Source organism: Lactococcus sp. EKM203L (genome assembly GCF_011800585.1).
Classification (GTDB): Bacteria; Bacillota; Bacilli; order Lactobacillales; family Streptococcaceae; genus Lactococcus; species Lactococcus lactis.
Map to the genome: position 1 here is coordinate 1 of NZ_JAALEQ010000004.1, position 24,792 is coordinate 24,792.

The following is a 24,792-nucleotide window of genomic DNA, read 5'->3' on the forward strand; positions in this document are numbered from 1 at the left end:
TTTAAAAAAGTCGTAAGTCCTATTGCATACGGATTAGCATATAAATCGAAGCTTGGAACTACAGAGTATCAACAACTTTATGCTGAGGATGATGTTATTAAATATTTTAATAATAAACCATCGCTCACGATTCCTAAAAGCATTGTAGAACAAGCGGATAAGACAGATTTAGATACATTATTTGAGTGGGGGAAACAAGAATTTTATCAATGGTTCAATCATGAACAGGATGAATTTATGCCTGTCATTTATGCCTACCTCGCAGGCAAAGCCCTCGGAGTTGATTTAGTGAAAGTGGTGGAGGGATGAAACCAATTTTAGATATATGCTGTGGTTCTAAAATGTTCTATTTTGATAAAGAAAATCCTAATGTTGAATATTGTGATATTCGAGAAGGTACTTATAAAAATTTAGACCGTGGGAATGTCAGAATTACAGATGTTAAACCTGATACAATCGCAGACTTTAGAAAGTTACCTTTTGAAAATAACTCTTTCTACCAGGTAATTTTTGACCCACCACATCTTAAGTATGCTGGAGATAATAGTTGGCTCAAAGCAAAATATGGATGTCTTGACCGTGAGAACTGGGAAGCAGATTTAAAAGCTGGATTTTCAGAAGCATGGAGAGTTTTGAAATTAAATGGGACATTAATTTTCAAGTGGAATGATATTGATATTCCTTTAGCAAAGTTATATCCATTATTTCCAGCTCAACCAATATTTGGCCAGAAAAGACCTAAAAATAAAAAAGGAAAATATTCTCATTGGTTAGTGTTTATGAAAGTAGAGGATATATTGAATGACCGACAAACTAATATCGCTGGTCAATGACTGGTGGGGAGGGATTGAATGTACGAAAGAAAATCATTATATATCAAACCAATAAATGAAATACACGATAGTGGGTTCGAAATGTTAGAAGTTGGCTATGTAAATAATGAAGAATGCAAAGCCATAGGGCAATGTTCTGATGTTATAAACTTTGGTTTTTGTGGGATTGATGTTATGCCAAAAGATTTAAATATTGATGTGAGCCCAAACGGAGCAATAAATATTTGGTCATTTAATGAGGAGCTTGAATGGAAAAGACCGATTTTATCTAATGCTCAAGTGATTGTTAAAAACAAGGAGGGCAACCAATGAAACTTTTGTGTAAGCTGTTCGGGCATAAGCCTGAACTATACGGTAAGGATTTAGTATGTGTTCGATGTTTTAAAGTTTTTAATTCCAAAATTATCAACCGCTCAGACCTTGACGAGTCCGAGAACGTGTTCCCTGAAAAATGGCTTGATAAACATATGGATTGAGGTGGAGATGAAAAAATTTGAATTATATAGCGCAGAATTCGTTAGCAAATATAGAAAACCTAAGTGTGTAATGAGTATTGTTGAAGCTAATAGTTTAGCAGATTTAATTCAAGAAATAGAAAGTAATGCAGGTTGGTACACTGCTGACAACGGAGCTTTCAAAGTTGCCTATATCGAGGAGGTTGTGGAATGATGTTTGAAACAGTGAAATATTATGGAGAAGGAATTAGCGGTAATATTGTTGAGCGGGAAACCCCTTATGGATTCTCACGAATGAAACATAAAAAACGTACTAAAAAAACAGTTTCTCAACCGTTGACTCTTGATGATTTTAAATTGATGGGGGAAATAGCTGGTAAAGCAGCAAAAGCTTTTGCCGAAGGATACATAGAGGGAATCAAATGACAAATAAAAACGAAAACGGGAAGTTAACTAATTTTCTAATACAAGTACTGACAGCAATAATCTTAATCGGAATTTGTGTGATTGTTACTGGACTGATACTTCGAGTAGTTCGTTTTATATGGTTCGGATATTAAATACAAAAAAGCCCGAACTGACTAAATTCGAGCGAAAGTAAAACCAAAACTGTTTGTTTTTATGATCTTACAAATTATATCATACTGAGCTAGGAACTCGCTAAACTCAACTGGAGGAGAAAAATGATTGCAAATATAATTATCATAGCCTACGTGCTATTCCTAATTCTTGGCCTGTTCGTTACACCTTACGCAATTGGGAAGCCAAGAAGTCCAATAAGTGTTGGGACCGCAACCTTTAATATATTATTTGGGATTGCGTTTCTAATCTCATTATATTTTAAATTAATTAATTAAACAAAAAAGCCCACGGCAATGGGCTTCGGCAACTGAATTTCTAACTTAATTATACCACAAAAGGAGAATTTGATGAATGGCTGATAAGTTAGATATAATTATTGGAGATTACTTGACAGGGAAGTTAGCAGCAAATATCAAAGCTAGAGAACTTGATTTAAGGGCTAGAAAACCTACAGATAATCTTGGAATTAGAACGCAATCACTTGGAATAGCACCACAAGAATCAGAATTTTTAAGAGTTGAGGAAGACGAACTTAATGGTATTCTCGGAAAAATGAAAAGGCAAAAAGAAATACTTGATATGTTTTGGGATGTAGAGTGTAGTGAGACGAAACAAGCTTTACTTCTTCATTATCAGCAAAGAATGACATGGTACGGAGTAGCTCAAGAGATGTTTGTAGGTGTTACTACATTATGGCGCTGGAACAAATCTTTTAAAGAAATGATTAGACCTTATTTGTAAGTTGTAAAATCGTGAAATGTTTTTGAATGATTCGTTGAATTTTACCCCGTGTTTTAAGTGGTATACTTATATCATGGTTTAAGACGACGAGCCAATACTCATAATTCTCCAAGTGATAAAAACTGCTAGAAATAGCGGTTTTTTTGTGTAGATTTTTAGAAAGGAGGAGAAATGGCAAAAGCTAAATATGAAGAATGGATTTTAGAAGAAGGTTTACTCAAGATTCAAGGTTGGGCAAGAGACGGCTTAACAGAGGAGCAAATCGCTCATAATATGGGGATTGCTGTTTCAACTCTGGGTAATTGGAAAAAAAGTCATCTGGAGATTTTGGAGGCCCTAAAAAAGGGTAAAGAAGTTGTTGACATTCAAGTCGAAAATGCTTTATTAAAACGTGCTTTAGGTTATGAATTTGTTGAAGTAACTAAAGAGTTAACCGAAACAGGATTAATAGTAACGAAAAAAGTCACTAAACAGCAAGCACCAGACACAACCGCGGCTATTTTCTGGCTTAAAAATCGTAAGCCAAATGAATGGCGTGATAAAAGAGAAACACAAATTTCTGGTGACATTGGGGTTCGTAATCCTATGCAAAACCTAACGGAAGAAGAACTTCGGAGGTTAGCAAATGGCATTGATGGAACATGATATGAACAAAATCCGTGAAGAGGCCCTTAAAGAGCTTGCTAGAAGAAATTATATTGATTATTTCTATTATGCTAATAACTGTACTTTTGTGCCGTTAAGACATCAAAGGTATATTGCTCCTTATTTGCAACGAATATCAGACGGTGAGCGTCTTTTTATTATCGTTGAATTACCACCTCAACATGGGAAATCAACATTCATTACAGAATCTTTCCCCTCATATTATTTGATGAAGAATCCAGATAAACTTGCAATGGTTGTTTCTTACTCGGAAGAACTTTATAAGAAGTTTGGTAGAAAAAACCGAGAAAAGTTTAGGACTTTCAGCAAGGAATTATTTGATTTAGAAATCAGTTCTGATACTGCTAGTGTTTCAGAGTGGGGAATTGATAAACATTTAGGGCAACTTTACAGCACATCAATTTTAGGTGGAGCTACAGGGCGTGGTTCAAATTTACTTATTATAGATGACCCTATAAAAAATAGGGCTGAGGCGGAATCTAAAACTATTCGTGACAAAATATATAGCGAATGGCAAGATACCTTTTACTCCCGTTTATCTGCTGATGGTTCTGTTATTGTTATCATGACTAGATGGCATGAGGATGATTTAGCAGGACGACTTCTTAAAGAAAATAAATTGCCGTGGATTGAAATAAAAATACCAGCAGTTGCTGAAGAAAATGATTTATTAAATCGTGAAATTGGTGAATCTCTTGCCCCTGAAATCGGAAAAGATGAAGAGTGGGCAAGACAAACTAAAGAAGTGACTGGCTCCCGTGGTTGGGCCGCTTTATATCAACAAAGACCAACACCAGCTGGTGGGGATATTTTTAAACGGTCATGGGCCAAGTTTTATGTGCCTACACTCGAAATGAAAGTTAAATTAGGACTTGGTGATGATGTAAAAGTTATGCCAAGTCATTTTGATATTCAAATGCAGTCATGGGACTGTACGTTCAAAGATAAAAACACATCTGACTTTGTTTCTGGTCAAGTATGGGCGCGTGCTGGTGTCGAAAACTATTTGTTAGACCGTCACCATGAGCGAATGGGGATAGTTGATACAATGAAAGCTATTGAAGTCATGACAGCCAAGCATCCAGAAGCTATTGGAAAACTTATTGAGGATAAAGCCAACGGTTCTGCAGTAATTGAAATGCTACAGAAAAAAATAAAAGGTATAGTACCAGTAAATCCACAAGGTGGTAAAGAAGTAAGAGCGCAGGCAGTATCTCCTCTATGGGAGGCTGGCAACGTTTATTTACCACATCCACTATGGAAATCATATAGTGATGAGATACTTGATGAGTTAACAGCTTTTCCAAATGGAGCGCATGACGATGATGTCGATAGTATGACCCAGGCACTTGTCAGATTAGATAAAAGGCCAGTGCATACAAGAAGAGAAAATAGAACAACAGCATTTTAGGGAGGTGATAAATTGACATCTAAAATTATTAGTGGTGGGAAATCTGGTGGAATTCCAAAAGGTTTAAAGAAGCAGGATGTTATGGCGGATGAAAGCAGGGTATTAGCTTCTGTTATCAAAAGCGAAAATGGAGAACAGAGTTTTAGAAGAGATTTAACTTTAATTAGTCCTCCTTATGATATTGCTGCCTTGAGAGATGTAGTTGATAATAGTAATATTCTTAACCAATGTATTGAAGCTTATGCGACTAATGTTGCTGGATTCGGTCTTGACTTGAGATACAAAATGGATGATTCCAACGAAAATGAGGAAACAAAAGCAGAATGGGATATTCTTACAGAATTACTCAATGAATTAAGCTTTGAACGTCCACCTAAGGAAATCATCCAAGAAGTTATTCGTCAAGTTGAAGAATGCGGAAACGGATATTTTGAAGTTATTAGAAATGGCGTCGGTCATGTTGTAGGGATTGATTCAATCAAGCCTGAATTTATGACAGTTACCAAGCAGAATGTAGTCACTAATTACCAAGGTCAACAGATTAAGGTTAGATATTTTAATTATCGTGACAACTCAGATGATAGCTCCGTAAATTCTGGGACTTGGTTTAAGACTTATGGCGATACAACGCCACTTGATACGAATGGTTCTATCGGCAATGGAACAGCAACTGAAGTCATTCACATTAAAATCGGAGACTTTCAAAGCCCGTATGGCGTTCCAAGATGGATTGGACCGCTGATTAAAATTATTGGTAATCGTAAAGCCGATGAGCTGAATTATCGTTATTTTGTACAAGGTCGGCACATTCCTCTGGCAATCATGCTTGAAAATGCTCAACTTACACAAGCAAGTGAAGCGACTTTGAAGAGCTATGCTGATTCAATTGGTGGAGAAGAAAATCAACATAAATTTATTTTGTTAGAATCTGAAAAAGTTTCGCCAGGAGAAGAAGCGGCAGGCTACGGAGAAGATAAAAGCAAGCCGTCAATTAGAGTTGAGCATCTTGCTGATGTTTTGCAAAAAGATGCACTTTTTCTTGAATATGATGAGAATGTCACTCAAGCTGTTTTAGGAGCTTTTAGGCTTCCTCCAATATATGTGGCAAAGACTACTGACTACAACAGAAACACTGCTGAGACTGCCAAAGAATTGACAGAGGAGCAAGTTTTTCAACCTTTACGTGAATCTTATGCTTGGCGGATTAATTCTTTATTTAAAGAGTATGACCTAAAATATGTTGAAGTTTATCTTAAAGCTCCAAAAATTAAAAACATGGATGACGTTACCAAGTTTATTCAAGTTGCAAATTCTGCTGGGTCTGTTGCTCCAAATGATTTGCGCGGACCTCTATCAGAAGTGCTTGGCTTACCTTTAGAGAACTTTGAGGGTGAGGAGTATAATTTACCGACCAAACAGTCTAACGCTCAAAACGGGCTAAATTCTGATGATGTGAACCTATCTAAAGCCTATGGCACAGAAACAGGGGCAGATATAGCGGCAGGCATCCGTCAAATAATGCGGAGGGCGCGTGATGAATGATGCGGAATTAATTCAAAAATCGTTAGAACTATCAGCAGAGGAAAAAGAAGAGCTGATTAAGCTTTTAAGGAAGGCTGGTTTTAGCTTTACCGAAACTCTTGCTGATAATATATCTGATATTGAACAGGAATTAGAGGATATACTTCAGGAAGATTATGAGCAAGTTGCGCCAATCTTGGAAGAGTTAGCTCAAAAAGATAAAAAACCAAGTCGGAAAATGATTATAGCAGCACTTGCAGCTAGAGTTTTCATTAGTAAAATGTCCGAAAGAGTCAATCCCAAAATAAAACTTTCTTATGTAGCACTTTTTGATAAATTCAATAGCAAATATAAAGGAAAGAGTGAATTCAATCCTAAAAGCCGTCATTCAAAAGAAATTGATAAGTGGCTTAAAGGCTTACCGAAATTAATGGACCTAACTTCTAAAGAGAGGTTCATTTTTCTTGTCCAATCCTCGTATGACGAAGGGAAGGGCATTAAATGGCTAGAGCGTAACCTCTCTAAACTAGACGAGTTTGGGCATAGCAGAGCAAGAACTACATCAATTACTGAGGTTTTAAGGATGTATTCAGGTTCTCAGTATGAAGCGATGATGTCCAATCCGAACATAGTAGGAAAGGAATGGAGGCATACTAGTGGTATAGGAGAACCAAGAATGTCACATGGGCAGGCAGACGGAACAGTTGTTGCAGTTGATGATTTCTTTATTATTGATGGCGAAAGAGCGAGGTATCCAAGGGACCCTCAATTATCACCAGGTAATTCTATCAGCTGTCATTGTTTCATGAATCCTGTACTTGCTGACAAGTACACCAAAAATTAAACAGAAAGGATAAAAATGCGAAAGCTAGAAAATGTAAAAGTTACCCATGTTTCGTATGTTGACAAAGCAGCAAATAAAAAGCAATTCTTTTTGACTAAATCTGCTAGTGAGCCAACTTTTGAAACGACAGTAAAACTTTTAACAAAGTCAGATGACCCTCAAAAGCTAGTTTATGGAGTTGTTTATGAGCCTGATGTAGAAGATGCACATGGCGATTTTATGGACGCTGAAACGATTGAAAAAGCAGCACATGGATTCATGGAAGAATATCAAAACATTGATAAGCAACATGATTTTAAAACGAGTGCTGGGAAAGTTGTTGAAAGTTATGTCGCTCCAAGTGATATGACCGTAGGTGATACTGCTATTGCTAAAGGAACTTGGGTTCTTGTAACAAAAGCTACAGATGAACTTTGGGAGTCAATCCAAAAGGGAGAATTTACAGGATACTCTCTTGCTGGAACAGCAGAGGTTGAAGAAGTCAAGAAACAGACCACTGACAACTTCAATAACAGCAAAATGTATCGTGATATTAATGCTGCGCTTGATGCGTTTCGTTCTGCAACATGGAATATTTTGGATAACTACGCTGTTGATGATTCAACAAGGATTGAAGGTATCCAAAAAGAAATTAGTGAATTATCAGCATTAATTAACTCATTTCAAACAACACAACCACTTACTAAACAAGGACTAATCAGTACGGTTAAGTCTTTTTTTAATTTAAAAAAACAGGAGGAAGTCGAAATGACTAAAGAAGAACTCAAAAAAGCTCTTGGTGAAGCTTTTGCACCAATCAATGATCGTTTGGAAGCTTTAGAAAAAGCTACAAAAGACCCTAAAGATGAAAATAAAAACAAAACAAAAGAAGACGGGGAAGAAACAGCTATTGATGCGAAAGCAGTAGCAAAAGCTGTTTCTGAAGCAGTTGCTCCGCTCAACGAAAAAATTGAACAGTTGGAAAAAGCGCGTGTAAGTAACAACCACGAAACTTCGTATCAAACAAACGTTACTAAAGCAGAAGTAATTCCAAGCTATGTGGATGCTGCTTTCCCATTGGACTAATAGAAAGAGGATTAAAATATGAAAAACGAAGATTTACTCAAACAAATGGCTGCAATTACTAAAGCAGGGAACAATGTAACTTTACGTGACGACAACGCTCGTGCTTTCGTGCTTGATATGACAGGTAGCCAAGCAACGCTTGCAAAACTCCCTGTATACTTCGCTAAGTCAGGTACAGGTTCAATTGATAAACTCGGGGTAAAACGTCGTAATTTGAAAAAGCATCAAGGTGTAAACACTAAGCCTGATGGTACAGACATCAAAGAAGAAGCATCAGTTGACTTCTCTTTGACTTCGCTTTATCTTGATACGTGGATTGAAAATTCAAATACATTCTATACTGCTCGTACTCGTGGGCAAGATGTTCGTCAAGCTTTACTTTCTCTCATGCAAGGCCAGTTCGGTGCAGACTTACAAGACCTTGCCTTTAACGGAGATGAGGGTAGCTCTGATGTATTCCTCAAATTGAATGATGGATTCATTAAGATGGCAAAAGCTGATGCTTCTGTTAAATTGGACGGAACTAAACTTCCAACTATTCAAGAACTTACAACTGGTGTTGTAGGTAAAGTTGAATCTAAGTATTTGAACAGCTCGTTCAAATGGTTCATGTCCCCAGCTACTGCTTCACATTATGTGGCAGAAATTCAAAATCGCGAAACTGTTTTAGGCGATTCAGCAATTGTCAATGGTACTCTTACAAACATTGCAGGTTATGGTGTTGAAGTTGTTGACTCAATGGAAAATGATGTTGTAATCTTCACGCCATTTGAAAACTTGACCCAAGTTATTGGATTGAATGTGACTTTAACTACTGCTGCACAAGATTCAACTGCAGTTGCTAAACAAGCTACGTATCACTTCATGTTGACAGATATCGACTTTGTTATCCGTGAAAATAAAATGGTTGGTATTGTTACGGTGACACCCTGATGCTCCCCAAGAACCAACTGGGGTAACGTTGGATAAGACAACAATAAGTTTAGTTGTTGGGGGTACTGAAACATTGACAGCTACTGTCCTACCAGAAGATGCTGATGACAAAACAGTAACCTTTACTTCTAGTGACCCTACAATTGCTACTGTCACTCCTAAACAAGGTAGTGTAGTAGGTAAAGCTGCAGGCACAACAAAAATTACTGGAACAACAGCTAACGGATTAACCGTTACATGCGATGTTACCGTAACTGCTGAATAATTCTGATAAAAGGAGTGGTTTGTGCCACTCTTTTTTTGGAAAGGAGGTCAAATGGAATATGTAGACAAAACTTACTATGATGAAACTTATGAAGGAGAATCACTAACAGATGATGGATTTCCGAAATTTAATAAACGTTCTCAGGATATCATTGATTCTTTGACAAGTTATCAAATACCTCAAATTGGATTTGATAATTTAAAAACAAATGTCCAAGAGTTAATTAAAAAGGCTGTTTGTGCTCAAATTGAATACTTCAAAGTTGAAGGTATTGAGTCAAATATAAACGGCGTCAGTTCATCATCTCAAAGTGTTTCTATTTCTGGGTTTAGTTATTCTTCAAGCCAACCTTCTTCAAGTAGGCAAACAAATAGAGTATCCCCCAGTACATTAATGTATCTGGAAGGAACGGGTCTTTTAGTCAAGAAGGAGGTAAAAATAAGTGTTATTTGAACCAATCCCGAAAAGAATGCTAATTCATGAAGTAACCTACACAGAACCGCCAAACGGTGGCGATGGTTCTATGGGAGGTGGCTCTAAGCCTAAAAGTACAGTAATTAAGAATGTACGATTTACTCCAACTCGAAAGAAAGTGACTAAATCGGATAATACAGAAGCTTATACAAATGGTATTCTGTTTATTGATTCAGTAAACTCTAGCCCTTTCATTGAAATTAATGAGGGAGGAAAAATAACTTTTAAAAATAAGAAGTTGAATATTATTGGCTGCCTTGAAGCTTATACTGACCAAGAAACCCCTCATCATTTGGAGGTACAGTTACAATGAGTGTTAAATTTAAAGGAAACTTTAACCGAGTTGATAGAGCAATTAAAAAAGCACTCAATCCAACAAGCGTAGAGTTTGCTAAAAAAGCCAATAAGTATGTCAAAAAAGATACTGGAGCAACTGAATCGAGCGTTTGGAGCGCTAGTAATTTTGATAAAGGGCAAGTTATCTGGGATACAGATTATGCTGCTTATGCTTATTATATTGGTACCCCATCTAGGGAACATAATCCAGATGCCGAGCAGAGGTGGGGAGAAGTTGCAAAGTCACGAGACATGGAAGATATTAGAAGAGTTGCTCAAAATGCTATTAAGGAGAATCTTTGATGGATATATTTTCAGTTCTTTCTAATCGTTTGCGAACTTTACAACTAGAAACGCCACGATTAACCGATAACGACCGCCAAATTATCCAAGAGGATAATCCTCCACAAGATAATGAACGTGACATATCGCTTCAATCTGTGGCGTCTGGACAAGGAACAAAAGACCTTTCTCTTGGTAGGGAAATGTCTTTTTTAGTCCAAGTCACAATAAAAAACACTGACCAATTGCAAGCTTACAATGATGCATGGAAGATAGCTAATGATTTTGATAGATTACCTCGTTATGAAAATAATGAATTGGTAACTCTTGAATCAGGAAATGGCTCTTTTTTCTTTGATTCTAGTTCAGTTTATACTCAACCAAGAAATCTTGGAAAGCAAGAACATGATGCTTATCTTTATGTTTTAACGCTTGCACTAAATATTAGAAAATAAGGAGAAAAAGTAAATGACTTATACAGGATTTGCCTTAAATTACCTCAATAAGTACGAAATTGGAGAAGCAGGAGCTGTTGACCCTATCACAGGTAAAGTAAAAGCACCTACTCAACTTTATGAACTAGCAGAAGGCATTCAATCTGTCGATTTAAAAAATGATGAAGATTCATCGGATTATTCTTACTACGCTGATAAAGGCGGTAAGCAAACGAATATTTCATCTGTTTCGACAAGCTATGCATTTAAAGGTCACCGTCGATATGCTGATAGTGATGCACAATCGTTTATTCGTGAACGACTTGCTAAAACAGGTCAAGACCGTGTGGTCTATTTCAAACATACAGAACCAGATGGACGAATTATTTCTGGTAATGCCACTCTTTCAGGAATCGTTCATGGTGGTGGGGATGCCGGTGAGCGCGGTAACTTTGAAGCAACTGTCACTTTCAATGGATTGCCAGATGATTCAAAACCAACAACGGGTGTGTAATACATACATAAAGCTAGAGGGGATTCCTTCTAGCTTTTATTTTTTAAGGAGAAAAAATGGCAAAAAAGCAAAATGAAATCGTAGTTGAACTCAAGAAAAACGTCATCCCTACTCGTGTTTTTGGAATCAAGTTTGAAATTAAAATGGGTACTCGATATTTAAAAAAATATACAGAAGAGCTTCCTAAAATTAATGAGCAAATTGAGAGCAAGCGAAAAGAAGTCAAGATTTTAGAGGATAAAAATGACATTAAAGCATTATTTGAATTGCTTGAGTTCATTAAATCAAAAATTCAAGAATACACAGATTTAATTTTGGGTGATGGTGCTTTTGAAAAGCTCTATGATGTTGCAGATGAAGATTTATTTGTAGTTGAAGAAGGAATGCGTCAAGTAACAGAGCAGTTCCAATTGATTCAAACAAAATCTAAAGCTCAATCATTTATTGACGGTAAAAAACGTTAAGACAGGAGGCTTTACATGGTACTTTCTCTTTCATGGAGTCAGCCAGATGTAATTGAAGCCAAAACTGCTGATTATGAAGTTGTAATGGATTTTTCACGAGTTCTGAGGTTATTTGAGCTTTATAAGCAAGATGATATCGATGTATCTGAAAAACTGTTCATTACCATTGAAATGTTCTTTTTAACGCCTATTAATGAGATACCAGAGGAAGACTTTCAGCTAATACTTGAAGGATTAACACAAAAGATAATTGGTGATAATTCTAGGGAAGAAACAGTTGAGAGGGATATGAAAGGAAATATCCTCGAAGAAGAGAAGAAATTTTATGACTTTGAGGAAGACGCTGATTATATCTTTGCTTCATTTATGCAAGATTATGGAATTGATTTAATAAAAGAGCGTGAGAAATCCAATTATTACTGGAATAAAGTTCAGTCTGGAAAGATGTCGCTTGAAAAATTTAGAAATCATACCATGAGTTGGGATAAGTTTAACGCTCTCCTAACTGGGTTGTCGGAAACTTCTAAGTTTAGGCGCGTGATTGAAATTCGGCAAATGGAAATTCCTGAAAATGCTACTGAAAAAGAGCGTAAAGAAATCAAAAAAGCTAAAAGTGCAGTTGCTCTGAAATCAGACCGCGAAAAAATTGAATTCGAAATGATGGATTTAAAAGAGCAACGGGAGTTCATGAGAAGAAAGGAGGAAGAATTAAATGGCCAATGATGGAGCAGTAGTAATTGACGTCTTGTTAGATAGTGCAAAGGCAATGACTGAATATAATAAATTAGGTTCGGTCATGTCTGGAACTGGTAGCAAAATAGGCAGTGCTTTAAAAGCTGGAACAGCTGCAGCAATTGCTGGAACAGCCGCAGTCGGTGTTGCAGCTGTTGGGATTGGTAAGCAAGTTCTTGCCTCCTATGCTGATTATGAACAGTTAGTTGGTGGTGTTGATACTCTTTTTGGCAATGCTTCTAAAACAGTACAAGGATTTGCTGATAATGCATATAAAACAGCAGGACTGTCAGCTAATGCCTACATGGAAACTGTAACAGGTTTTTCAGCCTCTATGGTTGCATCTCTTAAAGGAGATACTGCAAAGGCTGCTGATTACTCTAATCAAGCAGTTGTCGATATGGCAGATAATGCCAATAAAATGGGTTCAAATATCGGTGATATTCAGAATGCTTATCAAGGTTTTGCAAAACAAAACTACACAATGCTTGATAACTTAAAGCTTGGATATGGTGGTACTCAAGAAGAAATGAAGCGCCTCTTATCAGACGCTGAAAAATTTTCTGGACAGAAGTATGATATTTCTAGTTTTGCTGATGTAACCCAAGCTATTCACGTTGTACAAACGCAAATGGGCATTACGGGAACGACAGCAAAAGAAGCGGCTTCAACTATCAGTGGTTCAATTGATAGTACAAAAGCGGCTTATGAAAATCTGATTACTGGTCTGGGTAGTAGCAACGCTAATATCAAACAATTAGTCGATAACTTAATGGGTTCTTTGACTAATGTTATTAACAATATTACTCCTATTATCGGAAATCTGATAACTGCATTGCCTCCCGTTATTACAGGTTTATTGGGGGCAATTGCTAAACTTCTACCGACAGTATTCTCTACAGTTTCATCACTTTTTGGAACTTTGCTGACTACAATAGTGAGTCTTTTGCCAACAGTTATTCCTTCTTTTACAGCAGGAATAATTTCATTGGTAAATTCAATAATTACTATAATACCTAGTATTATTCAAGCTGGGGTTAATATCATCATGAGTTTAATGCAAGGTATTGTTGGAGCTACTCCTCAGCTTACCTCAGCACTTGGTCAAGCAGTTCAATCGCTTATTGGTACATTAGCTCAAAGTGGACCACTTTTAATAATGCAAGGAATATCCATGATTGCGGGGCTAATTGATGGAATTTCTCAGCAAATACCTGCTTTGATTCCACTTCTGACAAATGCGCTTTTAGAAATGGCTCAATCACTTGTCAGCGTACTACCATACTTAGTTGGTGTAGGTCTTAAATTAATCCTAGCAATCGTACAAGGCATAAGCGCTGCATTGCCTCAATTAATCGCAAACTTTCAAGCTATGATTCCTCAATTGATTACAATTTTGACGATTAATATTCCCCAACTTATTGATATTGCTGTTCAAATCGTTTTAGCTCTAATAAATGGATTTGTAACCGCACTTCCTCAATTAATGCAAATGTTCACAACGTTATTACCTCAAATCATTCAGGTTATAATGACAACTTTACCTCTTTTAGTTCAAGCAGCACTTCAAATAATTATGGCGTTGGTTGAGGGTATTACAACTGCTTTACCAATGCTGATTGATTCATTTACAGCATTAATGCCACAGCTCGTTACTATTATCATTGTTAATTTACCTACTATTATTCAAGCGGCTATTAAAATAATTCTTGCGATTGTTGATGGTATTGCGCAAGCATTGCCATCGTTAACTCCAGCAATTGTTCAGGTTATATTGATGATTGTTAAGACAATTATTAATAATTTACCATCAATTATTATTGCTGCTATTCAGATTTTGGTAGCAGTTGCCAGCGGGATACTTCAAGCTATACCAAAAGCAACAGGGGCAATAAATAATATGATAAATGCTTTGCTGAGATATATCGCTTCATCTATTGGAGACTTCTTAAGCAAAGGTGGACAAATCATTGGAAGCTTTGTAAATGGTATTATTAGCGGCAAAAATCCAGTTGATGTTTTTAAGAATTTTATAAAAGATATCGCTGGGCTATTTGGACTAGATACACTTTATGAACAAGGTTCCGCAATCATTAGCGGATTTTTTAATGGTTTGAAAGACAAATTCGAAGATGTTAAGAGCTGGGTAGGTGGTATTGGTAAATGGATTTCAGACCATAAAGGGCCACTTCCATATGATAGAAGATTGTTGATTCCTCATGGTGGAGCGATCATGGCAGGTTTGGACGAAGGACTTCAAGACAAGTTCAAAACAGTTCAAGCTAATGTCTCATCTATGGCCAATAAACTTGCTAATTCATTTACAGGGGAATTACCTTCTCTTGATAAAGCGTTGAATGCTACTGTCACAGGTTCTAGCACATTTATCCAATCACAGCAAGCTAATTCAAATAGTTCTAGTCTTGCTTCGAAAGTAGATAGAATGGCAGATAAAATTGATGAAATGAACAAACGAAAAATCATCTTAAACGTCAACGGTAAACCTTTTGCCGAGGCTACTTATGATGATTTTAAAAAGGTTTCCGATAAAAAGACCACTATCGCAAATTTATTAGATTTTTAAGAAAGGAGAGTGGATGTTTAAAGTCAAATATGGCGAAGATTATTTAACGGACTATATTCGATTTATTAAAGTAAATCGGGGAGCAGGAACCGAAAACGATCTGTCAGTTGAAGATAACTCAGGAATTGGCTCTAAGGTAATAAAAACTAGAAGAAAAGCTAAAGAAATCTCAATGACTTTTCATGTTATTGATGGTCTTGATGTTAATGTTGTGCGAGAAAAACTAGGAAAAATTATTTCTACAACTGAGACAAAGCAGTTAATATTTAGTGATAATCCTAACTTTTACTATGAGGCTATTCTAACTGGAACTATCGAATACACCGATGACGGTTTTAATGCTGATGGGGGCTTTACATTACTTGTTCCAAGCGGTTACGCAGAATCAGTCGATACTAAAGTATTGAATAATGATAACTCAGGCGGTGAAAATGGAACCATCATAAATAATGCTGATAACTCAGTTTCGGTATTGATTAATAATAACGGAACCTTGCCTATCTATCCCACAATTAAAGTCACTCCAACATCTGAAACAGGCTATTTAGCCTTTGTTGGTCAGAATGGAATCCTTGAAATTGGTAATCCAGATGAAGCAGATACAACTACAGCTAAAAGTCAAAAGCTGGTTTGTGATTTTAAAACTAAGTCTGATTTTGAAACTAACTTTGTTCCAGATACAAGCTGGACGACTTCATGGCCAACAAATCTTGAGGGAATGCCTTTAAATAGTACGATTGCTTGGAAAGATGATGGGATTCGAATTGCAGCAATGGCGCAATCTTCGCTTTGGAACGCAGGAGTTTTAAGATATGAAGTACCTAAAGATGATTTGGGTAATTATGTTAAAGATTGGCATGCTAATTTCAATACGCTCTATATTCAAAAGAACCTTGAACAGTGTGGCAGATTCCAAATTCATTTTGCGGATGAAAACAAACAGCCTCTTGCTTGCTTTGAAATCTATAAAGGGGGTGTTGGTGAAAATGCAAGTTTGAACTTTTGGCTGATTGGTGGAGATAAAAAATTGAAGCTTTTCAAAAATCATACCTTCTCAGCGACAACTGGAAAACCAGATAAAAATGGGTCTCCACTTTTTGCTGCAAGTCATGGAGGACAAGCCATTGTTAAACAAGGCAATAAGATTTCTTTCTATTGGCGAGGTGCTGCAGAAACTTATCTTATGGGCGATGGTTCTGCATCTACCAAACTTGCTTATGTTTATGTTGTGATTGGGAAAAGACGATATTATCAAATGGTTGCAGATACAAGTCTTAGATCATTTAAACTCATGAATCTAAACAATGAGTACACTGTGGATATTCTTAATAAGTATCAACCAGAAGATGAAGTAAAGGTTGATATGGAAAAATCAAAAATCACAGTTAATGACTTAGGGGCGAACTCAGACTATATCACGGGTTCAGAATTCTTTTCAATTCCTCCAGGAGCAAGTCAAAAACTAGATATTGTGTATTCAAATTTCACAAAGACCCCACCTAAAGTTGAAATCGAGTGGAAGGAGCGAATCTTATAATGTTAATCTCAATTCATGACCACACTTTAAAACGGGTTGGTTTTCTCAGTAATGATGATTCAGAAACCCCTGATTTTAAAGATGATAATTTTCATCGCTACTTAGCACAGGGGACATCAACTTTTGATTTCACGGTTAATAAAATAAAAAATGGAGTAGTCCAAGATTATGTTCAATTGCTAAATGAGCGAGCTTATTTCAGCTTTCAGTATGAGGGAGAAGACTTTCTTTTTGATTCTGTCATTGTCGAAGAAGATGATGACAAAATTACTTTCAATTGTCTAACTCTTAATCTTGAAATGCGAAATGAAGAAGTTAAAGCTTTAACAAATATTGCCAGTCATAACATTCAATGGTACTTTGACCAACTAGGCCTAATCAATTTCGCTAAAATCTCACTTGGCATTAATCAGGTTGAAAATGATACAAGGGTCATTAATTATGATTCAGAAGATACTAAACTTGCTCGTTTAATTTCAGTCATTCAAAACTTTGATGCCGAGTTTGAGTTTGTCACAAAATTAAAAAGAGATGGAACGCTTGATAATATCACACTCAATATTTACAAGAAAAATGATGGTGGCGATATTCAAGGAGTTGGTCAAAATAGGAATGATGTGCTTTTATCCTTTGGCGAAAATGTAACGGGGGTTAATCGAAAAGTTGAAAAGTCTCAAGTTTTTAATTCCATTTATGTCACTGGGAAAGATGGGTTAAGTTGGAAAAACTCTTCCTGGTCAGTTACGAATTCAGAAGGGCAAGAGGAGTTCTATAAACGTGCTGGGGAAAGTTATGCTAAAGCTCCACTATCCGCTCAAATGTTCCCCTCACAGCTTCAATCTCCAAGCAGTGACATTTATACTAATAAAAATATAACAACTGAATACACTACAGTTAATGCAATGTGGGGCTATGCATTAAGTCAACTGAAGCAATATGCTTACCCCTTAATTACTTATGAAGTGACAGCCACAAGTAACTTGACTGTTTCAAGTACTGGAGATGGTATGCCTTTGCATATCGGAGATACAGTAAGAATTCAAGATAAGAATTTCATTGATTCAGATGGAAATGTTGGCTTGTTTTTGTCGGCTCGTGTGAGTGAATTAGAAATAAGTTTCACTAACCCTACAAGTAACAAAATTACATTTTCGAATTATATCAAGCTTAAAAGTGAAGTGTCTGATGATCTAACTGCTAGAATGCAAGAAATTATCAATGCTAATACTCCTTATCGAGCAGAACTGACTACTACTAATGGAGTTCAATTTAAAAACGGTACTGGAACGACTACATTAGGCGCACATATCTATTTTGGCTCAGATACAACTGAGACAGTCGCAGATAGCTATGAATGGTCGAAAGATGGAACAGTTGTTGCGAATGCTCAGACAATCACAGTTGATGCTAGTGGTGTAACTGATAAGGCAGTTTACACATTTAAAGCAACGGTTGGCGGTAAAGTAGTCGCAAATCAGTCGGTGACTATCACTAATGTGGATGATGGAACTAGCCCGATTAATCTAGTTATTGATTCATCTAATGGCTATCAATTTAAAAATAATATCATTAATACAACTTTCACTGCGATACTTTATCAAAATAATAAAGAAATTGATAGTGATGGAACAAAATTTGCTTATATATGGTCTAAAACTAACTCTGATGGAACAGTAGATACCGCTTGGAATCTTGCTCATCAAACAAGTCAGAAATCAATTACAATCACAAATAGTGATGTTTGGCAGAGAGCTACATTTGATTGCACTGCAGAACCACTTAATTAATAGGAGGAATAAAATATGTCAATTGTCTCAAGTGGGCAAATCACAATCACAGATTTATCAGATGGGATGCAACTCAATGCTTTCATCACAGCGAGTGGGGTGACTACTCAAACTTATGATGCAACAGCTCAAACATGGTCACCAAGTTATGCAACTACTCCACAAGTGTTAACTCTCAATCTTACTAAAGCAGGAAGTACAACCTCTGTTGTTAGTGGGATTTCAGGAACTATTACTTGGACACGAGCAGATGGAACGACAACAACAACTATCACTTCAACTACTAATACTGATACTCAATATATGAGCGGAAGTGCAAATAGTGTATTGACAACAAAAGTCAATGTTCCAATTGCTAACTCAGCATCACGATTCACTGCTTCTGGATTATGGGTTGACCCTAATACAGGTTTAAATGTTCCATTCTCTGCTGTTTTAGATTTAACTGTTGTACAACTTGCTAAATCAGCTGTTCTTGCGAATGTTTATGCTGGAAATGGTGGAGCGTTCTACAATTCTATGCCTGCAAGCTTAACAGTTAACGCCGATTTATACAAAGGAGGGCAACTTTCTGCAGGTAACAAGCAAATATTCTTCGGTTATGCAGATAGTACTGTAACTACAACTGGTTCAACTGGTTATAACTCAAACCTTGGATTAGGTTGGCATTTATGTACTTCATCTACAACTGGTCAAACTCCCAATGTAGCAGCTGGAACAAATACAACTTCTCAAGGGATACTAACAGTTCTACCATCAGCTATTACAAACTCCCAAACATTTAAAGCAGTTATTATTGACCAAGTCGGTGGTACAGCAGGAACTGCAGTTAGTGGTATATGTACTCTTCTTGATTACACAGACCCATTAACTTGTACGATTGATAGTACAGCAGGTAGCATTTTTAAAAACGGTTCTGGTACAACAACACTTACTTGCCGAGTATTTCAATCTGGTGCTGAAATTGATACAGCTGGAAAAACCTATACTTATAAATGGTCTCAACGTGACCAAAATGGTGTATTAAATGCTAATTTTGGCGGTACAGGCAATCAATATAAAACTGGTAAAACAATTAGTGTTGCAGCAACTGATATTAATGTCAAAGCCCAATATACATGTGAGGTAAATCAATAATGAAAAGTACATTTTATGCCAATATTGAACTTGGGGGAGAAATCACACAAGTTAGCTTTGAAGCAACAAGCGCAAGTGATGTGATTGAACAAATCTGGCGGACTTATGGTATCTCCACTCCAATTATTGAAATTTGGGCGGAGGTGACCGATGACGATAGTAACAAAGAGTAGTCTTACCTTAAGTAACGTTAATGATGGAACAATAACTCACATAGCCTACGCCAACAGCGCAGACGGCACGGACGGATTCACGACTGTTTATCCAAAACCTAACCTTTTAAATGGAACTAAAGTTCATGATATTTTCAAAGGAACTGGAACAGCAAACGCTGGTGGAACACAGAGATATACTCTTGACAAAGGTCTTAAAATAAGTGATTTAAAATTAAGCAAATACCAAGATTTAATTTTTGAGTTTGACTGGAAAGCTACGGGGACAAATTTGTCAGGAGCTTTCGTTTATCAAACCCAAACTTATTATAAAGGGACAAGTATAACTATTTCTCCAACAAATACCTCTGGGCATGTTAAAAATACATTTTATAACCTACCAGTAACAACAGACATTTCAACTTTCATGACTATAAGACAAGATAATATTCCAACAACAGTTACAGTAGAAATATCTAATGTGATGATGTATATTGTCGATTATTCTCCTTGGATGCCCTCATCTAGCGAAGTCACAACTGCTGACTGGCCAAGCTATATAGGACAGTACACAGACTTTACGCAAGCTGACAGCACTAATCCATCCGACTACACTTGGAGTCTGATACGAGGGAATGATGGAGCAGATGGTCAGGATGGAAAAGATGGAACGAACGGCAAGGATGGTGACCCCGGTAAAGTTGTTTCCGATACCGAACCGACCACTCGATTCAAAGGTTTAACTTGGAAATATTCAGGAACTGTAGGCCTTACCGCAAGTGATGGAACAGTTATCAAGCCTAATACGGAGTATTACTTCAATGGCAAAAACTGGATGATTAACTTTCTAAGTGCAAATAACATTGATGCAAATTCTATTACTGCAGAAAAAATCAATGGTACAGATTTAGAAGTGAAAAACGGGAAGTTCACAGACGGAGTTATTGAAACGAGTTGGAAAAATGGAACCGTTGCTGGGAACACGAATATTGAAAATGACCATTTAATAATTACCCGAACAGATTCCTCTGTTAATACAACAAATTCTATTGGTTTGGATAGCACCCAGGGGCTTATCATGGTTTACACCGAGAATTCTACAGGACGAACAATATCAGTCGGTACGAATTTTCAAGGCATGTCCTTAACAGACAGCACAGGGATTTCTGCGAGTATCTCACCAGCTGGCGTCAAGTTGTCCTCCGATGTAAACTGGACTAAAATCGGAAATATCGGTGGACGTAGAGCTGAGTGGAAACGTGAAAACAATCGAGTTACGATGAATATCCACGGTGGTAACGGTGATGGGTTCCCTGTCGTCACGAGCGGTGGAACACTTTTGGGAATACTTCCAACAAACGCTAGACCACCCAGTGATATTTCCATGCCTGCTACTGCTCAGGGAGCTGGTGCAACCGCTCAAATTTCAATTAATTCCACGGGAGAAGTGAGGTGTTATCGCTGGGGTGGAGATTCTGTTTATTTTGGTGCTTATATTTCGTACTATGTTGAATAAAGGAGAAACAATGAAAATACTAAAATCAAACATCTTGCAGTATGTAGGAGAGACTGGAACAGCTGATATTCCAACAGGTAATATTAAAGGAAATGTTAATGAAGATGGGTCTTTCAAATTGGAAGTAACTGTTTTTAACGCAAATGAATTTTTCAGTGAGGAAACTCAAAGAATTGAACTAACAGAATTTTTCAATCAAATTTTGGACAAATCCAAAGAAATAAGTAGTGGATCAAGTAAAGAATAGAAAGCAGGGGTTATGGAGGAGCAAGCATGGCGAGAAGTGCTCGAACGATTAGCTCGAATTGAGACAAAGTTGGACAACTATGAAACAGTTAGAGATAAAGCAGAACGAGCGCTTTTAATAGCCCAATCAAATGCAAAACTTATAGAAAAAATGGAAGCCAATAATAAGTGGGCTTGGGGCTTTATGCTTACTCTTGCCGTAACTGTTATTGGATATATAATTACTAAAATACTTTAAAAGGAGAAAGAACATGAAAACAATCGACAAAGGAACACTCACACGTACAATCTTACTCTGGTTGGCAATTTTAAATCAAATTTTAACAGCGTTAAATATGAACCCATTACCTCTTGATGATAATACTGTCAGCACAGTTATCACAACAGTTTTTGCACTTTGGGCATGGTGGAAGAACAACGACTTCACTCATGCAGCTAAAAAAGGAACTGAACTTACTAAAAGTTTGAAAAATGGCGATAGTGTTCAAGTGATTAAAGCTTCTAATGCTGACCACGAATTCACAGAAGGAGGCAAATAATGTCAAGTATTGAAAATATGATTGCTTGGATGCAAGCTCGAAAAGGTAGAGTTACCTATTCAATGACTTCACGAATGGGGCCAAACAGTTATGATTGTAGCTCGTCAGTGTTCTTTTCAATGATTGCTGGTGGCTTTTTGTCAGCTGGCTCAATGGGAAATACTGAGACATTGTTTGGAATGTCAGGAACAAAACTGAAAGAAATCAGTCGTGGAGAAGTGCAACGTGGGGATATTTTTATCTCAGGCACTCCAGGAGGTTCGGCTGGTTCAGACGGGCACACTGGTATTTTCCTAAGCAACGGTTCATTCATTCACTGCTCTTACACTCACAACGGAATTGCGGTTGATACGAATGATGCATACATGAGCACTCGCTTGCCACATCACTTTTATCGAATTATCAGTTCAGGTTCAGGAAATACTGACAACAAACCTCAAATGGTTACATTGAACGTTGATGGACAGTTTGGAAATGCGACAGCTAAACGACTTCAAGAATACTTTGATACAGCTGGGAAAGACGGAGTAATCAGTCACCAGTATAAACAAACCTTTAATCAAAATATTTATGCGGCACAGTTTGATACATCACTGACTGGTTCAAACGTTGTTAAAGCCTTGCAAAGATTCTTAGGAATTGGACAAGATGGATTGTTTGGACAAGCTACGATTAAAGCTTTGCAAAAACACCTTGGAACAACACAAGATGGGACTATTAGCCCAATTTCCGATTCTGTCAGAGAATTACAGCGTCGATTAAATGCGAATAAATTGTAAAATAAACCCTGACTTCGGTCAGGGCTTTTTTTGTTTGATAAAAATATAAAATAGTGTACAATATAAGAAGATAACGTTTTCAAAAAATGGAGGTAAAAATGGACAAGAAGAAACTGCGCTATGTAATCTTAAAAACATTAGATGAAAAGAAAGACCCTTTTATTGAATTACAGAGTGAAGAAATTCCTGAGCAAGAAATATTTGAGCAAGGGGGCTTTCTTCAAAGAGAAGGATATATTATTGGTAATACTTATGCTGATAATACAATTTATATGTGGGGCCGTTTAACGGAACAAGGAGAGCAATTTTTAGAAGATAATAAAGGGTGGAAGAAAGCCTATAAAGGACTGAAGGAACTGAGAGATTGGATTAAATGATTATCACTATCATATCGTTTCTTAAAATATAAAATATGATATAATGAAACTCTTAAACATGGTGTCAGCATTTTGCTGGCATTTTTTATTTTGAAAACTTAACATATTTATCAAAAAAAGGTAAAAAGTTAACATGCATACCCTATGTAACCATTTCACCTTTTTTTCTTTAAAAATGTAAACTTTAGGAACTATATAATAGTAGAAACTCTTTAAAATGAGTTTTTTAGTTACCTTAATTGAGATGTTAATTGTACTAGCTATTATTAGTATTTTGATATTACTATTTGTTCCAAATTTAATTAAAGAAAAATCACAAGTTCAAAAAACTGGAGAAGCGGCAGTTGTAAAAGTAGTAGAAAGTCAAGCTCAACTTTATGAATTAGATCATGATGATGAGAAGCCGAGTCTGTCAGAATTGCTCAACGCTGGGATGATTACTCAAAAACAAATTTCTGCTTACGATAATTACTATGATCAGAACAAAAATGAAGAACGAAATTTTAATGACTAGAGCATTTACTTTACTAGAGTCTCTTCTAGTTTTGTTGATTATTTCTTTTATCACAACTCTTTTTTCTTCAGAAATAATACAAACAGTCCATCTTTTTAAGGGAGAATTGTTTGTTCTTCAATTTGAAAATTTCTATAAAAGGAGTCAAGAAGAGGCTGCACTGCTTCAAAAATCTGAAAGTTTAGTTGCTAAAAATCAAGAATTAATCTGTGAAGATAGAAGTATCACAATTCCAAAGGAGGTAGCAGTTAAAGATTTTACAGTTAAATTTGATGATAAGGGAGAGAATTCTAGCTTACAAAAACTCACAATTTCTTTACCTTACGAAAAAAAGTTCATCACTTATCAATTGGAGATAGGCAGTGGAAAATTTAAAAAGAAAATCAGTTAAGGCATATTTGCTTTTGGAAAGTTTAATTAGTATAGCTCTACTCGCTTTTCTAGTCAGCTTTATCGTAAGTTCTCTTGTGCAAGTAAGACAAAAAGATACGGAAGAAAATCAAAAGATTGAAGCTTTAAACGTGGCACAAATGGCGATTGAAAGTCACTTAACAGAATTATCAATCAACGGTTCTGATATAAAGATAAAAGAAAACCAAAATTTACTGATTATTAGTAATCATGGAAAGGAAATTATGCGACTTGAACTTCAAAGTTAAAGCATTTACCTTGTTGGAGTGTTTGGTGGCACTTCTTGCAATTTCTGGTTCAGTCCTTGTCATCTCAGGTTTAACAAAGATGTTGAAAGAACAAGTGGCGATTAGTCAAAGTGATAGCATAAAAGATTGGCAAATTTTCTGTCAGCAAATGCGTTTTGAACTCTCAGGAACAAAATTAGATAGGGTAGAACAGAATTTTCTGTATGTAACTAAAGATAAAAAACTAAGGTTTGGTTTTATGAGTGATGATTTCCGGAAGACTGATGACAAAGGTCAGGGTTATCAGCCAATGCTTTATGATATAAAAGCGGCTAAGATTCAAGCTACTAAAAATTTAATAACCATAAGAATTGATTTTAATCAAGGAGGTGAAAGAACATTTATTTATCAATTTCCAGAAGATACGTAAGAGG

At 36.4% G+C, this 24,792-nt stretch carries 37 protein-coding genes; all 37 read left to right on the forward strand.

The window, feature by feature from the left end; translation table 11 throughout:
* Positions 1 to 309, forward strand: a 309-nt coding sequence (locus HFD15_RS08160; protein WP_346330340.1) for a hypothetical protein, incomplete at its 5' end; no start/stop codon positions are given.
* Entirely contained in the window at positions 306 to 833 is a 528-nt protein-coding gene (locus HFD15_RS08165; protein WP_167593736.1) for an SAM-dependent methyltransferase, read from the forward strand. The genes HFD15_RS08160 and HFD15_RS08165, both read left to right, overlap by 4 nt.
* 18 nt (positions 834 to 851) lie before the next feature.
* Entirely contained in the window at positions 852 to 1,145 is a 294-nt protein-coding gene (locus HFD15_RS08170; RefSeq protein ID WP_167593737.1) for a hypothetical protein, read from the forward strand.
* Positions 1,142 to 1,309: a DUF1660 domain-containing protein gene (locus tag HFD15_RS08175; protein WP_167593738.1), complete on the forward strand. Its 168-nt coding sequence runs from the start codon at positions 1,142 to 1,144 to the stop codon at positions 1,307 to 1,309. Before HFD15_RS08170 ends, HFD15_RS08175 begins: the two co-directional genes overlap by 4 nt.
* 7 nt (positions 1,310 to 1,316) lie before the next feature.
* Positions 1,317 to 1,502: a hypothetical protein gene (locus HFD15_RS08180; RefSeq protein WP_167593739.1), complete on the forward strand. Its 186-nt coding sequence runs from the start codon at positions 1,317 to 1,319 to the stop codon at positions 1,500 to 1,502.
* The gene (locus tag HFD15_RS08185; protein WP_167593740.1) at positions 1,499 to 1,714 is read left to right on the forward strand and encodes a hypothetical protein; all 216 of its coding nucleotides are present in this window, start codon (positions 1,499 to 1,501) and stop codon (positions 1,712 to 1,714) included. Before HFD15_RS08180 ends, HFD15_RS08185 begins: the two co-directional genes overlap by 4 nt.
* Positions 1,711 to 1,848, forward strand: a complete 138-nt coding sequence (locus tag HFD15_RS08190; protein WP_158423215.1) for a hypothetical protein — start codon at positions 1,711 to 1,713, stop codon at positions 1,846 to 1,848. The genes HFD15_RS08185 and HFD15_RS08190 overlap by 4 nt, the downstream gene beginning before the upstream one ends.
* Before the next feature lie 373 nt (positions 1,849 to 2,221).
* The gene (locus tag HFD15_RS08195) at positions 2,222 to 2,611 is read left to right on the forward strand and encodes a DUF722 domain-containing protein (RefSeq protein WP_167593741.1); all 390 of its coding nucleotides are present in this window, start codon (positions 2,222 to 2,224) and stop codon (positions 2,609 to 2,611) included.
* Positions 2,612 to 2,782: 171 nt separating this feature from the next.
* Positions 2,783 to 3,256: a helix-turn-helix domain-containing protein gene (locus tag HFD15_RS08200; protein ID WP_167593742.1), complete on the forward strand. Its 474-nt coding sequence runs from the start codon at positions 2,783 to 2,785 to the stop codon at positions 3,254 to 3,256.
* Positions 3,237 to 4,688, forward strand: coding sequence for a phage terminase large subunit (gene terL / locus HFD15_RS08205; protein ID WP_023164628.1), 1,452 nt, complete (start codon positions 3,237 to 3,239; stop codon positions 4,686 to 4,688). Before HFD15_RS08200 ends, terL begins: the two co-directional genes overlap by 20 nt.
* A gap of 12 nt (positions 4,689 to 4,700) precedes the next feature.
* A complete protein-coding gene (locus HFD15_RS08210) occupies positions 4,701 to 6,230 on the forward strand; it encodes a phage portal protein (RefSeq protein ID WP_167593743.1) in 1,530 nt (509 codons plus the stop codon).
* Positions 6,223 to 7,053 carry a phage minor head protein gene (locus HFD15_RS08215; protein WP_031561053.1) on the forward strand — a complete coding sequence of 277 codons (831 nt, stop codon included), beginning with the start codon at positions 6,223 to 6,225 and terminating at the stop codon, positions 7,051 to 7,053. Before HFD15_RS08210 ends, HFD15_RS08215 begins: the two co-directional genes overlap by 8 nt.
* A 15-nt stretch (positions 7,054 to 7,068) precedes the next feature.
* The gene (locus tag HFD15_RS08220) at positions 7,069 to 8,118 is read left to right on the forward strand and encodes an XkdF-like putative serine protease domain-containing protein (protein ID WP_167593744.1); all 1,050 of its coding nucleotides are present in this window, start codon (positions 7,069 to 7,071) and stop codon (positions 8,116 to 8,118) included.
* Between the two features lie 18 nt (positions 8,119 to 8,136).
* The gene (locus tag HFD15_RS08225) at positions 8,137 to 9,051 is read left to right on the forward strand and encodes a hypothetical protein (protein WP_029344321.1); all 915 of its coding nucleotides are present in this window, start codon (positions 8,137 to 8,139) and stop codon (positions 9,049 to 9,051) included.
* Positions 9,052 to 9,079: 28 nt separating this feature from the next.
* The gene (locus HFD15_RS08230; protein WP_029344320.1) at positions 9,080 to 9,316 is read left to right on the forward strand and encodes an Ig-like domain-containing protein; all 237 of its coding nucleotides are present in this window, start codon (positions 9,080 to 9,082) and stop codon (positions 9,314 to 9,316) included.
* 51 nt (positions 9,317 to 9,367) lie between these two features.
* The gene (locus HFD15_RS08235; protein WP_167593745.1) at positions 9,368 to 9,769 is read left to right on the forward strand and encodes a hypothetical protein; all 402 of its coding nucleotides are present in this window, start codon (positions 9,368 to 9,370) and stop codon (positions 9,767 to 9,769) included.
* On the forward strand, positions 9,759 to 10,103 hold the full coding sequence (locus HFD15_RS08240; RefSeq protein ID WP_167593746.1) for a putative minor capsid protein: 345 nt from the start codon (positions 9,759 to 9,761) through the stop codon (positions 10,101 to 10,103). The genes HFD15_RS08235 and HFD15_RS08240 overlap by 11 nt, the downstream gene beginning before the upstream one ends.
* The gene (locus HFD15_RS08245; protein ID WP_029344317.1) at positions 10,100 to 10,429 is read left to right on the forward strand and encodes a hypothetical protein; all 330 of its coding nucleotides are present in this window, start codon (positions 10,100 to 10,102) and stop codon (positions 10,427 to 10,429) included. The genes HFD15_RS08240 and HFD15_RS08245 overlap by 4 nt, the downstream gene beginning before the upstream one ends.
* Positions 10,429 to 10,863, forward strand: coding sequence for a minor capsid protein (locus tag HFD15_RS08250; protein WP_167593747.1), 435 nt, complete (start codon positions 10,429 to 10,431; stop codon positions 10,861 to 10,863). The genes HFD15_RS08245 and HFD15_RS08250 overlap by 1 nt, the downstream gene beginning before the upstream one ends.
* Positions 10,864 to 10,876: 13 nt before the next feature.
* Positions 10,877 to 11,356 (forward strand): phage tail tube protein, encoded by a 480-nt coding sequence (locus tag HFD15_RS08255; protein WP_167593748.1) that lies wholly within the window; start codon positions 10,877 to 10,879, stop codon positions 11,354 to 11,356.
* A gap of 56 nt (positions 11,357 to 11,412) precedes the next feature.
* Entirely contained in the window at positions 11,413 to 11,820 is a 408-nt protein-coding gene (locus HFD15_RS08260) for a hypothetical protein (protein ID WP_167593749.1), read from the forward strand.
* Positions 11,821 to 11,835: 15 nt separating this feature from the next.
* Positions 11,836 to 12,543 carry a Gp15 family bacteriophage protein gene (locus HFD15_RS08265; protein ID WP_167593750.1) on the forward strand — a complete coding sequence of 236 codons (708 nt, stop codon included), beginning with the start codon at positions 11,836 to 11,838 and terminating at the stop codon, positions 12,541 to 12,543.
* On the forward strand, positions 12,533 to 15,136 hold the full coding sequence (locus tag HFD15_RS08270) for a phage tail tape measure protein (protein ID WP_167593751.1): 2,604 nt from the start codon (positions 12,533 to 12,535) through the stop codon (positions 15,134 to 15,136). The genes HFD15_RS08265 and HFD15_RS08270 overlap by 11 nt, the downstream gene beginning before the upstream one ends.
* A gap of 13 nt (positions 15,137 to 15,149) precedes the next feature.
* The gene (locus HFD15_RS08275; RefSeq protein WP_167593752.1) at positions 15,150 to 16,673 is read left to right on the forward strand and encodes a distal tail protein Dit; all 1,524 of its coding nucleotides are present in this window, start codon (positions 15,150 to 15,152) and stop codon (positions 16,671 to 16,673) included.
* Positions 16,673 to 18,460 (forward strand): hypothetical protein, encoded by a 1,788-nt coding sequence (locus HFD15_RS08280; protein WP_167595090.1) that lies wholly within the window; start codon positions 16,673 to 16,675, stop codon positions 18,458 to 18,460. The genes HFD15_RS08275 and HFD15_RS08280 overlap by 1 nt, the downstream gene beginning before the upstream one ends.
* Positions 18,461 to 18,475: 15 nt before the next feature.
* A complete protein-coding gene (locus HFD15_RS08285) occupies positions 18,476 to 19,597 on the forward strand; it encodes a hypothetical protein (protein ID WP_167593415.1) in 1,122 nt (373 codons plus the stop codon).
* Positions 19,597 to 19,770, forward strand: a complete 174-nt coding sequence (locus HFD15_RS08290) for a hypothetical protein (RefSeq protein WP_167593414.1) — start codon at positions 19,597 to 19,599, stop codon at positions 19,768 to 19,770. The genes HFD15_RS08285 and HFD15_RS08290 overlap by 1 nt, the downstream gene beginning before the upstream one ends.
* Positions 19,748 to 21,265 carry a hypothetical protein gene (locus HFD15_RS08295; protein ID WP_167593380.1) on the forward strand — a complete coding sequence of 506 codons (1,518 nt, stop codon included), beginning with the start codon at positions 19,748 to 19,750 and terminating at the stop codon, positions 21,263 to 21,265. The genes HFD15_RS08290 and HFD15_RS08295 overlap by 23 nt, the downstream gene beginning before the upstream one ends.
* Positions 21,266 to 21,275: 10 nt before the next feature.
* Positions 21,276 to 21,512 (forward strand): hypothetical protein, encoded by a 237-nt coding sequence (locus HFD15_RS08300; RefSeq protein ID WP_167593413.1) that lies wholly within the window; start codon positions 21,276 to 21,278, stop codon positions 21,510 to 21,512.
* 12 nt (positions 21,513 to 21,524) lie between these two features.
* Positions 21,525 to 21,749, forward strand: coding sequence for a hemolysin XhlA family protein (locus HFD15_RS08305; RefSeq protein ID WP_010905920.1), 225 nt, complete (start codon positions 21,525 to 21,527; stop codon positions 21,747 to 21,749).
* Between the two features lie 13 nt (positions 21,750 to 21,762).
* Positions 21,763 to 22,050 (forward strand): phage holin, encoded by a 288-nt coding sequence (locus HFD15_RS08310; RefSeq protein ID WP_167593412.1) that lies wholly within the window; start codon positions 21,763 to 21,765, stop codon positions 22,048 to 22,050.
* Entirely contained in the window at positions 22,050 to 22,829 is a 780-nt protein-coding gene (locus HFD15_RS08315) for a peptidoglycan amidohydrolase family protein (protein WP_058208071.1), read from the forward strand. The genes HFD15_RS08310 and HFD15_RS08315 overlap by 1 nt, the downstream gene beginning before the upstream one ends.
* Before the next feature lie 98 nt (positions 22,830 to 22,927).
* On the forward strand, positions 22,928 to 23,206 hold the full coding sequence (locus HFD15_RS08320) for a YjcQ family protein (protein WP_167593411.1): 279 nt from the start codon (positions 22,928 to 22,930) through the stop codon (positions 23,204 to 23,206).
* A 217-nt stretch (positions 23,207 to 23,423) separates the two neighbouring features.
* Positions 23,424 to 23,720 carry a competence type IV pilus major pilin ComGC gene (gene comGC / locus HFD15_RS08325; protein ID WP_167593410.1) on the forward strand — a complete coding sequence of 99 codons (297 nt, stop codon included), beginning with the start codon at positions 23,424 to 23,426 and terminating at the stop codon, positions 23,718 to 23,720.
* A 31-nt stretch (positions 23,721 to 23,751) separates the two neighbouring features.
* Positions 23,752 to 24,111 carry a competence type IV pilus minor pilin ComGD gene (comGD, locus tag HFD15_RS08330; RefSeq protein WP_023188582.1) on the forward strand — a complete coding sequence of 120 codons (360 nt, stop codon included), beginning with the start codon at positions 23,752 to 23,754 and terminating at the stop codon, positions 24,109 to 24,111.
* Entirely contained in the window at positions 24,083 to 24,379 is a 297-nt protein-coding gene (gene comGE, locus HFD15_RS08335; protein ID WP_010906316.1) for a competence type IV pilus minor pilin ComGE, read from the forward strand. The genes comGD and comGE overlap by 29 nt, the downstream gene beginning before the upstream one ends.
* The gene (gene comGF / locus HFD15_RS08340) at positions 24,342 to 24,788 is read left to right on the forward strand and encodes a competence type IV pilus minor pilin ComGF (protein ID WP_029344525.1); all 447 of its coding nucleotides are present in this window, start codon (positions 24,342 to 24,344) and stop codon (positions 24,786 to 24,788) included. The genes comGE and comGF overlap by 38 nt, the downstream gene beginning before the upstream one ends.
* Positions 24,789 to 24,792 lie beyond the last annotated feature (4 nt).

Excerpts from the sequence above, each read along its gene's own strand:
- HFD15_RS08255 (WP_167593748.1), top strand. The coding sequence starts at position 10,877 with ATGACTTATACAGGATTTGCCTTAAATTACCTCAATAAGTACGAAATT.
- HFD15_RS08215 (WP_031561053.1), top strand. The coding sequence starts at position 6,223 with ATGAATGATGCGGAATTAATTCAAAAATCGTTAGAACTATCAGCAGAG.
- HFD15_RS08190 (WP_158423215.1), top strand. The coding sequence starts at position 1,711 with ATGACAAATAAAAACGAAAACGGGAAGTTAACTAATTTTCTAATACAA.
- HFD15_RS08250 (WP_167593747.1), top strand. The coding sequence starts at position 10,429 with ATGGATATATTTTCAGTTCTTTCTAATCGTTTGCGAACTTTACAACTA.
- HFD15_RS08315 (WP_058208071.1), top strand. The coding sequence starts at position 22,050 with ATGTCAAGTATTGAAAATATGATTGCTTGGATGCAAGCTCGAAAAGGT.
- comGC (WP_167593410.1), top strand. The coding sequence starts at position 23,424 with ATGAGTTTTTTAGTTACCTTAATTGAGATGTTAATTGTACTAGCTATT.
- HFD15_RS08290 (WP_167593414.1), top strand. The coding sequence starts at position 19,597 with ATGAAAAGTACATTTTATGCCAATATTGAACTTGGGGGAGAAATCACA.
- HFD15_RS08280 (WP_167595090.1), top strand. The coding sequence starts at position 16,673 with ATGTTAATCTCAATTCATGACCACACTTTAAAACGGGTTGGTTTTCTC.
- HFD15_RS08175 (WP_167593738.1), top strand. The coding sequence starts at position 1,142 with ATGAAACTTTTGTGTAAGCTGTTCGGGCATAAGCCTGAACTATACGGT.
- HFD15_RS08170 (WP_167593737.1), top strand. The coding sequence starts at position 852 with ATGTACGAAAGAAAATCATTATATATCAAACCAATAAATGAAATACAC.
- HFD15_RS08260 (WP_167593749.1), top strand. The coding sequence starts at position 11,413 with ATGGCAAAAAAGCAAAATGAAATCGTAGTTGAACTCAAGAAAAACGTC.
- HFD15_RS08320 (WP_167593411.1), top strand. The coding sequence starts at position 22,928 with ATGGACAAGAAGAAACTGCGCTATGTAATCTTAAAAACATTAGATGAA.
- HFD15_RS08270 (WP_167593751.1), top strand. The coding sequence starts at position 12,533 with ATGGCCAATGATGGAGCAGTAGTAATTGACGTCTTGTTAGATAGTGCA.
- HFD15_RS08225 (WP_029344321.1), top strand. The coding sequence starts at position 8,137 with ATGAAAAACGAAGATTTACTCAAACAAATGGCTGCAATTACTAAAGCA.
- HFD15_RS08245 (WP_029344317.1), top strand. The coding sequence starts at position 10,100 with ATGAGTGTTAAATTTAAAGGAAACTTTAACCGAGTTGATAGAGCAATT.
- HFD15_RS08285 (WP_167593415.1), top strand. The coding sequence starts at position 18,476 with ATGTCAATTGTCTCAAGTGGGCAAATCACAATCACAGATTTATCAGAT.
- comGF (WP_029344525.1), top strand. The coding sequence starts at position 24,342 with ATGGAAAGGAAATTATGCGACTTGAACTTCAAAGTTAAAGCATTTACC.
- HFD15_RS08235 (WP_167593745.1), top strand. The coding sequence starts at position 9,368 with ATGGAATATGTAGACAAAACTTACTATGATGAAACTTATGAAGGAGAA.
- HFD15_RS08300 (WP_167593413.1), top strand. The coding sequence starts at position 21,276 with ATGAAAATACTAAAATCAAACATCTTGCAGTATGTAGGAGAGACTGGA.
- HFD15_RS08185 (WP_167593740.1), top strand. The coding sequence starts at position 1,499 with ATGATGTTTGAAACAGTGAAATATTATGGAGAAGGAATTAGCGGTAAT.
- HFD15_RS08305 (WP_010905920.1), top strand. The coding sequence starts at position 21,525 with ATGGAGGAGCAAGCATGGCGAGAAGTGCTCGAACGATTAGCTCGAATT.
- HFD15_RS08220 (WP_167593744.1), top strand. The coding sequence starts at position 7,069 with ATGCGAAAGCTAGAAAATGTAAAAGTTACCCATGTTTCGTATGTTGAC.
- HFD15_RS08200 (WP_167593742.1), top strand. The coding sequence starts at position 2,783 with ATGGCAAAAGCTAAATATGAAGAATGGATTTTAGAAGAAGGTTTACTC.
- HFD15_RS08295 (WP_167593380.1), top strand. The coding sequence starts at position 19,748 with ATGACGATAGTAACAAAGAGTAGTCTTACCTTAAGTAACGTTAATGAT.
- HFD15_RS08165 (WP_167593736.1), top strand. The coding sequence starts at position 306 with ATGAAACCAATTTTAGATATATGCTGTGGTTCTAAAATGTTCTATTTT.
- terL (WP_023164628.1), top strand. The coding sequence starts at position 3,237 with ATGGCATTGATGGAACATGATATGAACAAAATCCGTGAAGAGGCCCTT.
- HFD15_RS08310 (WP_167593412.1), top strand. The coding sequence starts at position 21,763 with ATGAAAACAATCGACAAAGGAACACTCACACGTACAATCTTACTCTGG.
- HFD15_RS08275 (WP_167593752.1), top strand. The coding sequence starts at position 15,150 with ATGTTTAAAGTCAAATATGGCGAAGATTATTTAACGGACTATATTCGA.
- HFD15_RS08195 (WP_167593741.1), top strand. The coding sequence starts at position 2,222 with ATGGCTGATAAGTTAGATATAATTATTGGAGATTACTTGACAGGGAAG.
- HFD15_RS08180 (WP_167593739.1), top strand. The coding sequence starts at position 1,317 with ATGAAAAAATTTGAATTATATAGCGCAGAATTCGTTAGCAAATATAGA.
- HFD15_RS08265 (WP_167593750.1), top strand. The coding sequence starts at position 11,836 with ATGGTACTTTCTCTTTCATGGAGTCAGCCAGATGTAATTGAAGCCAAA.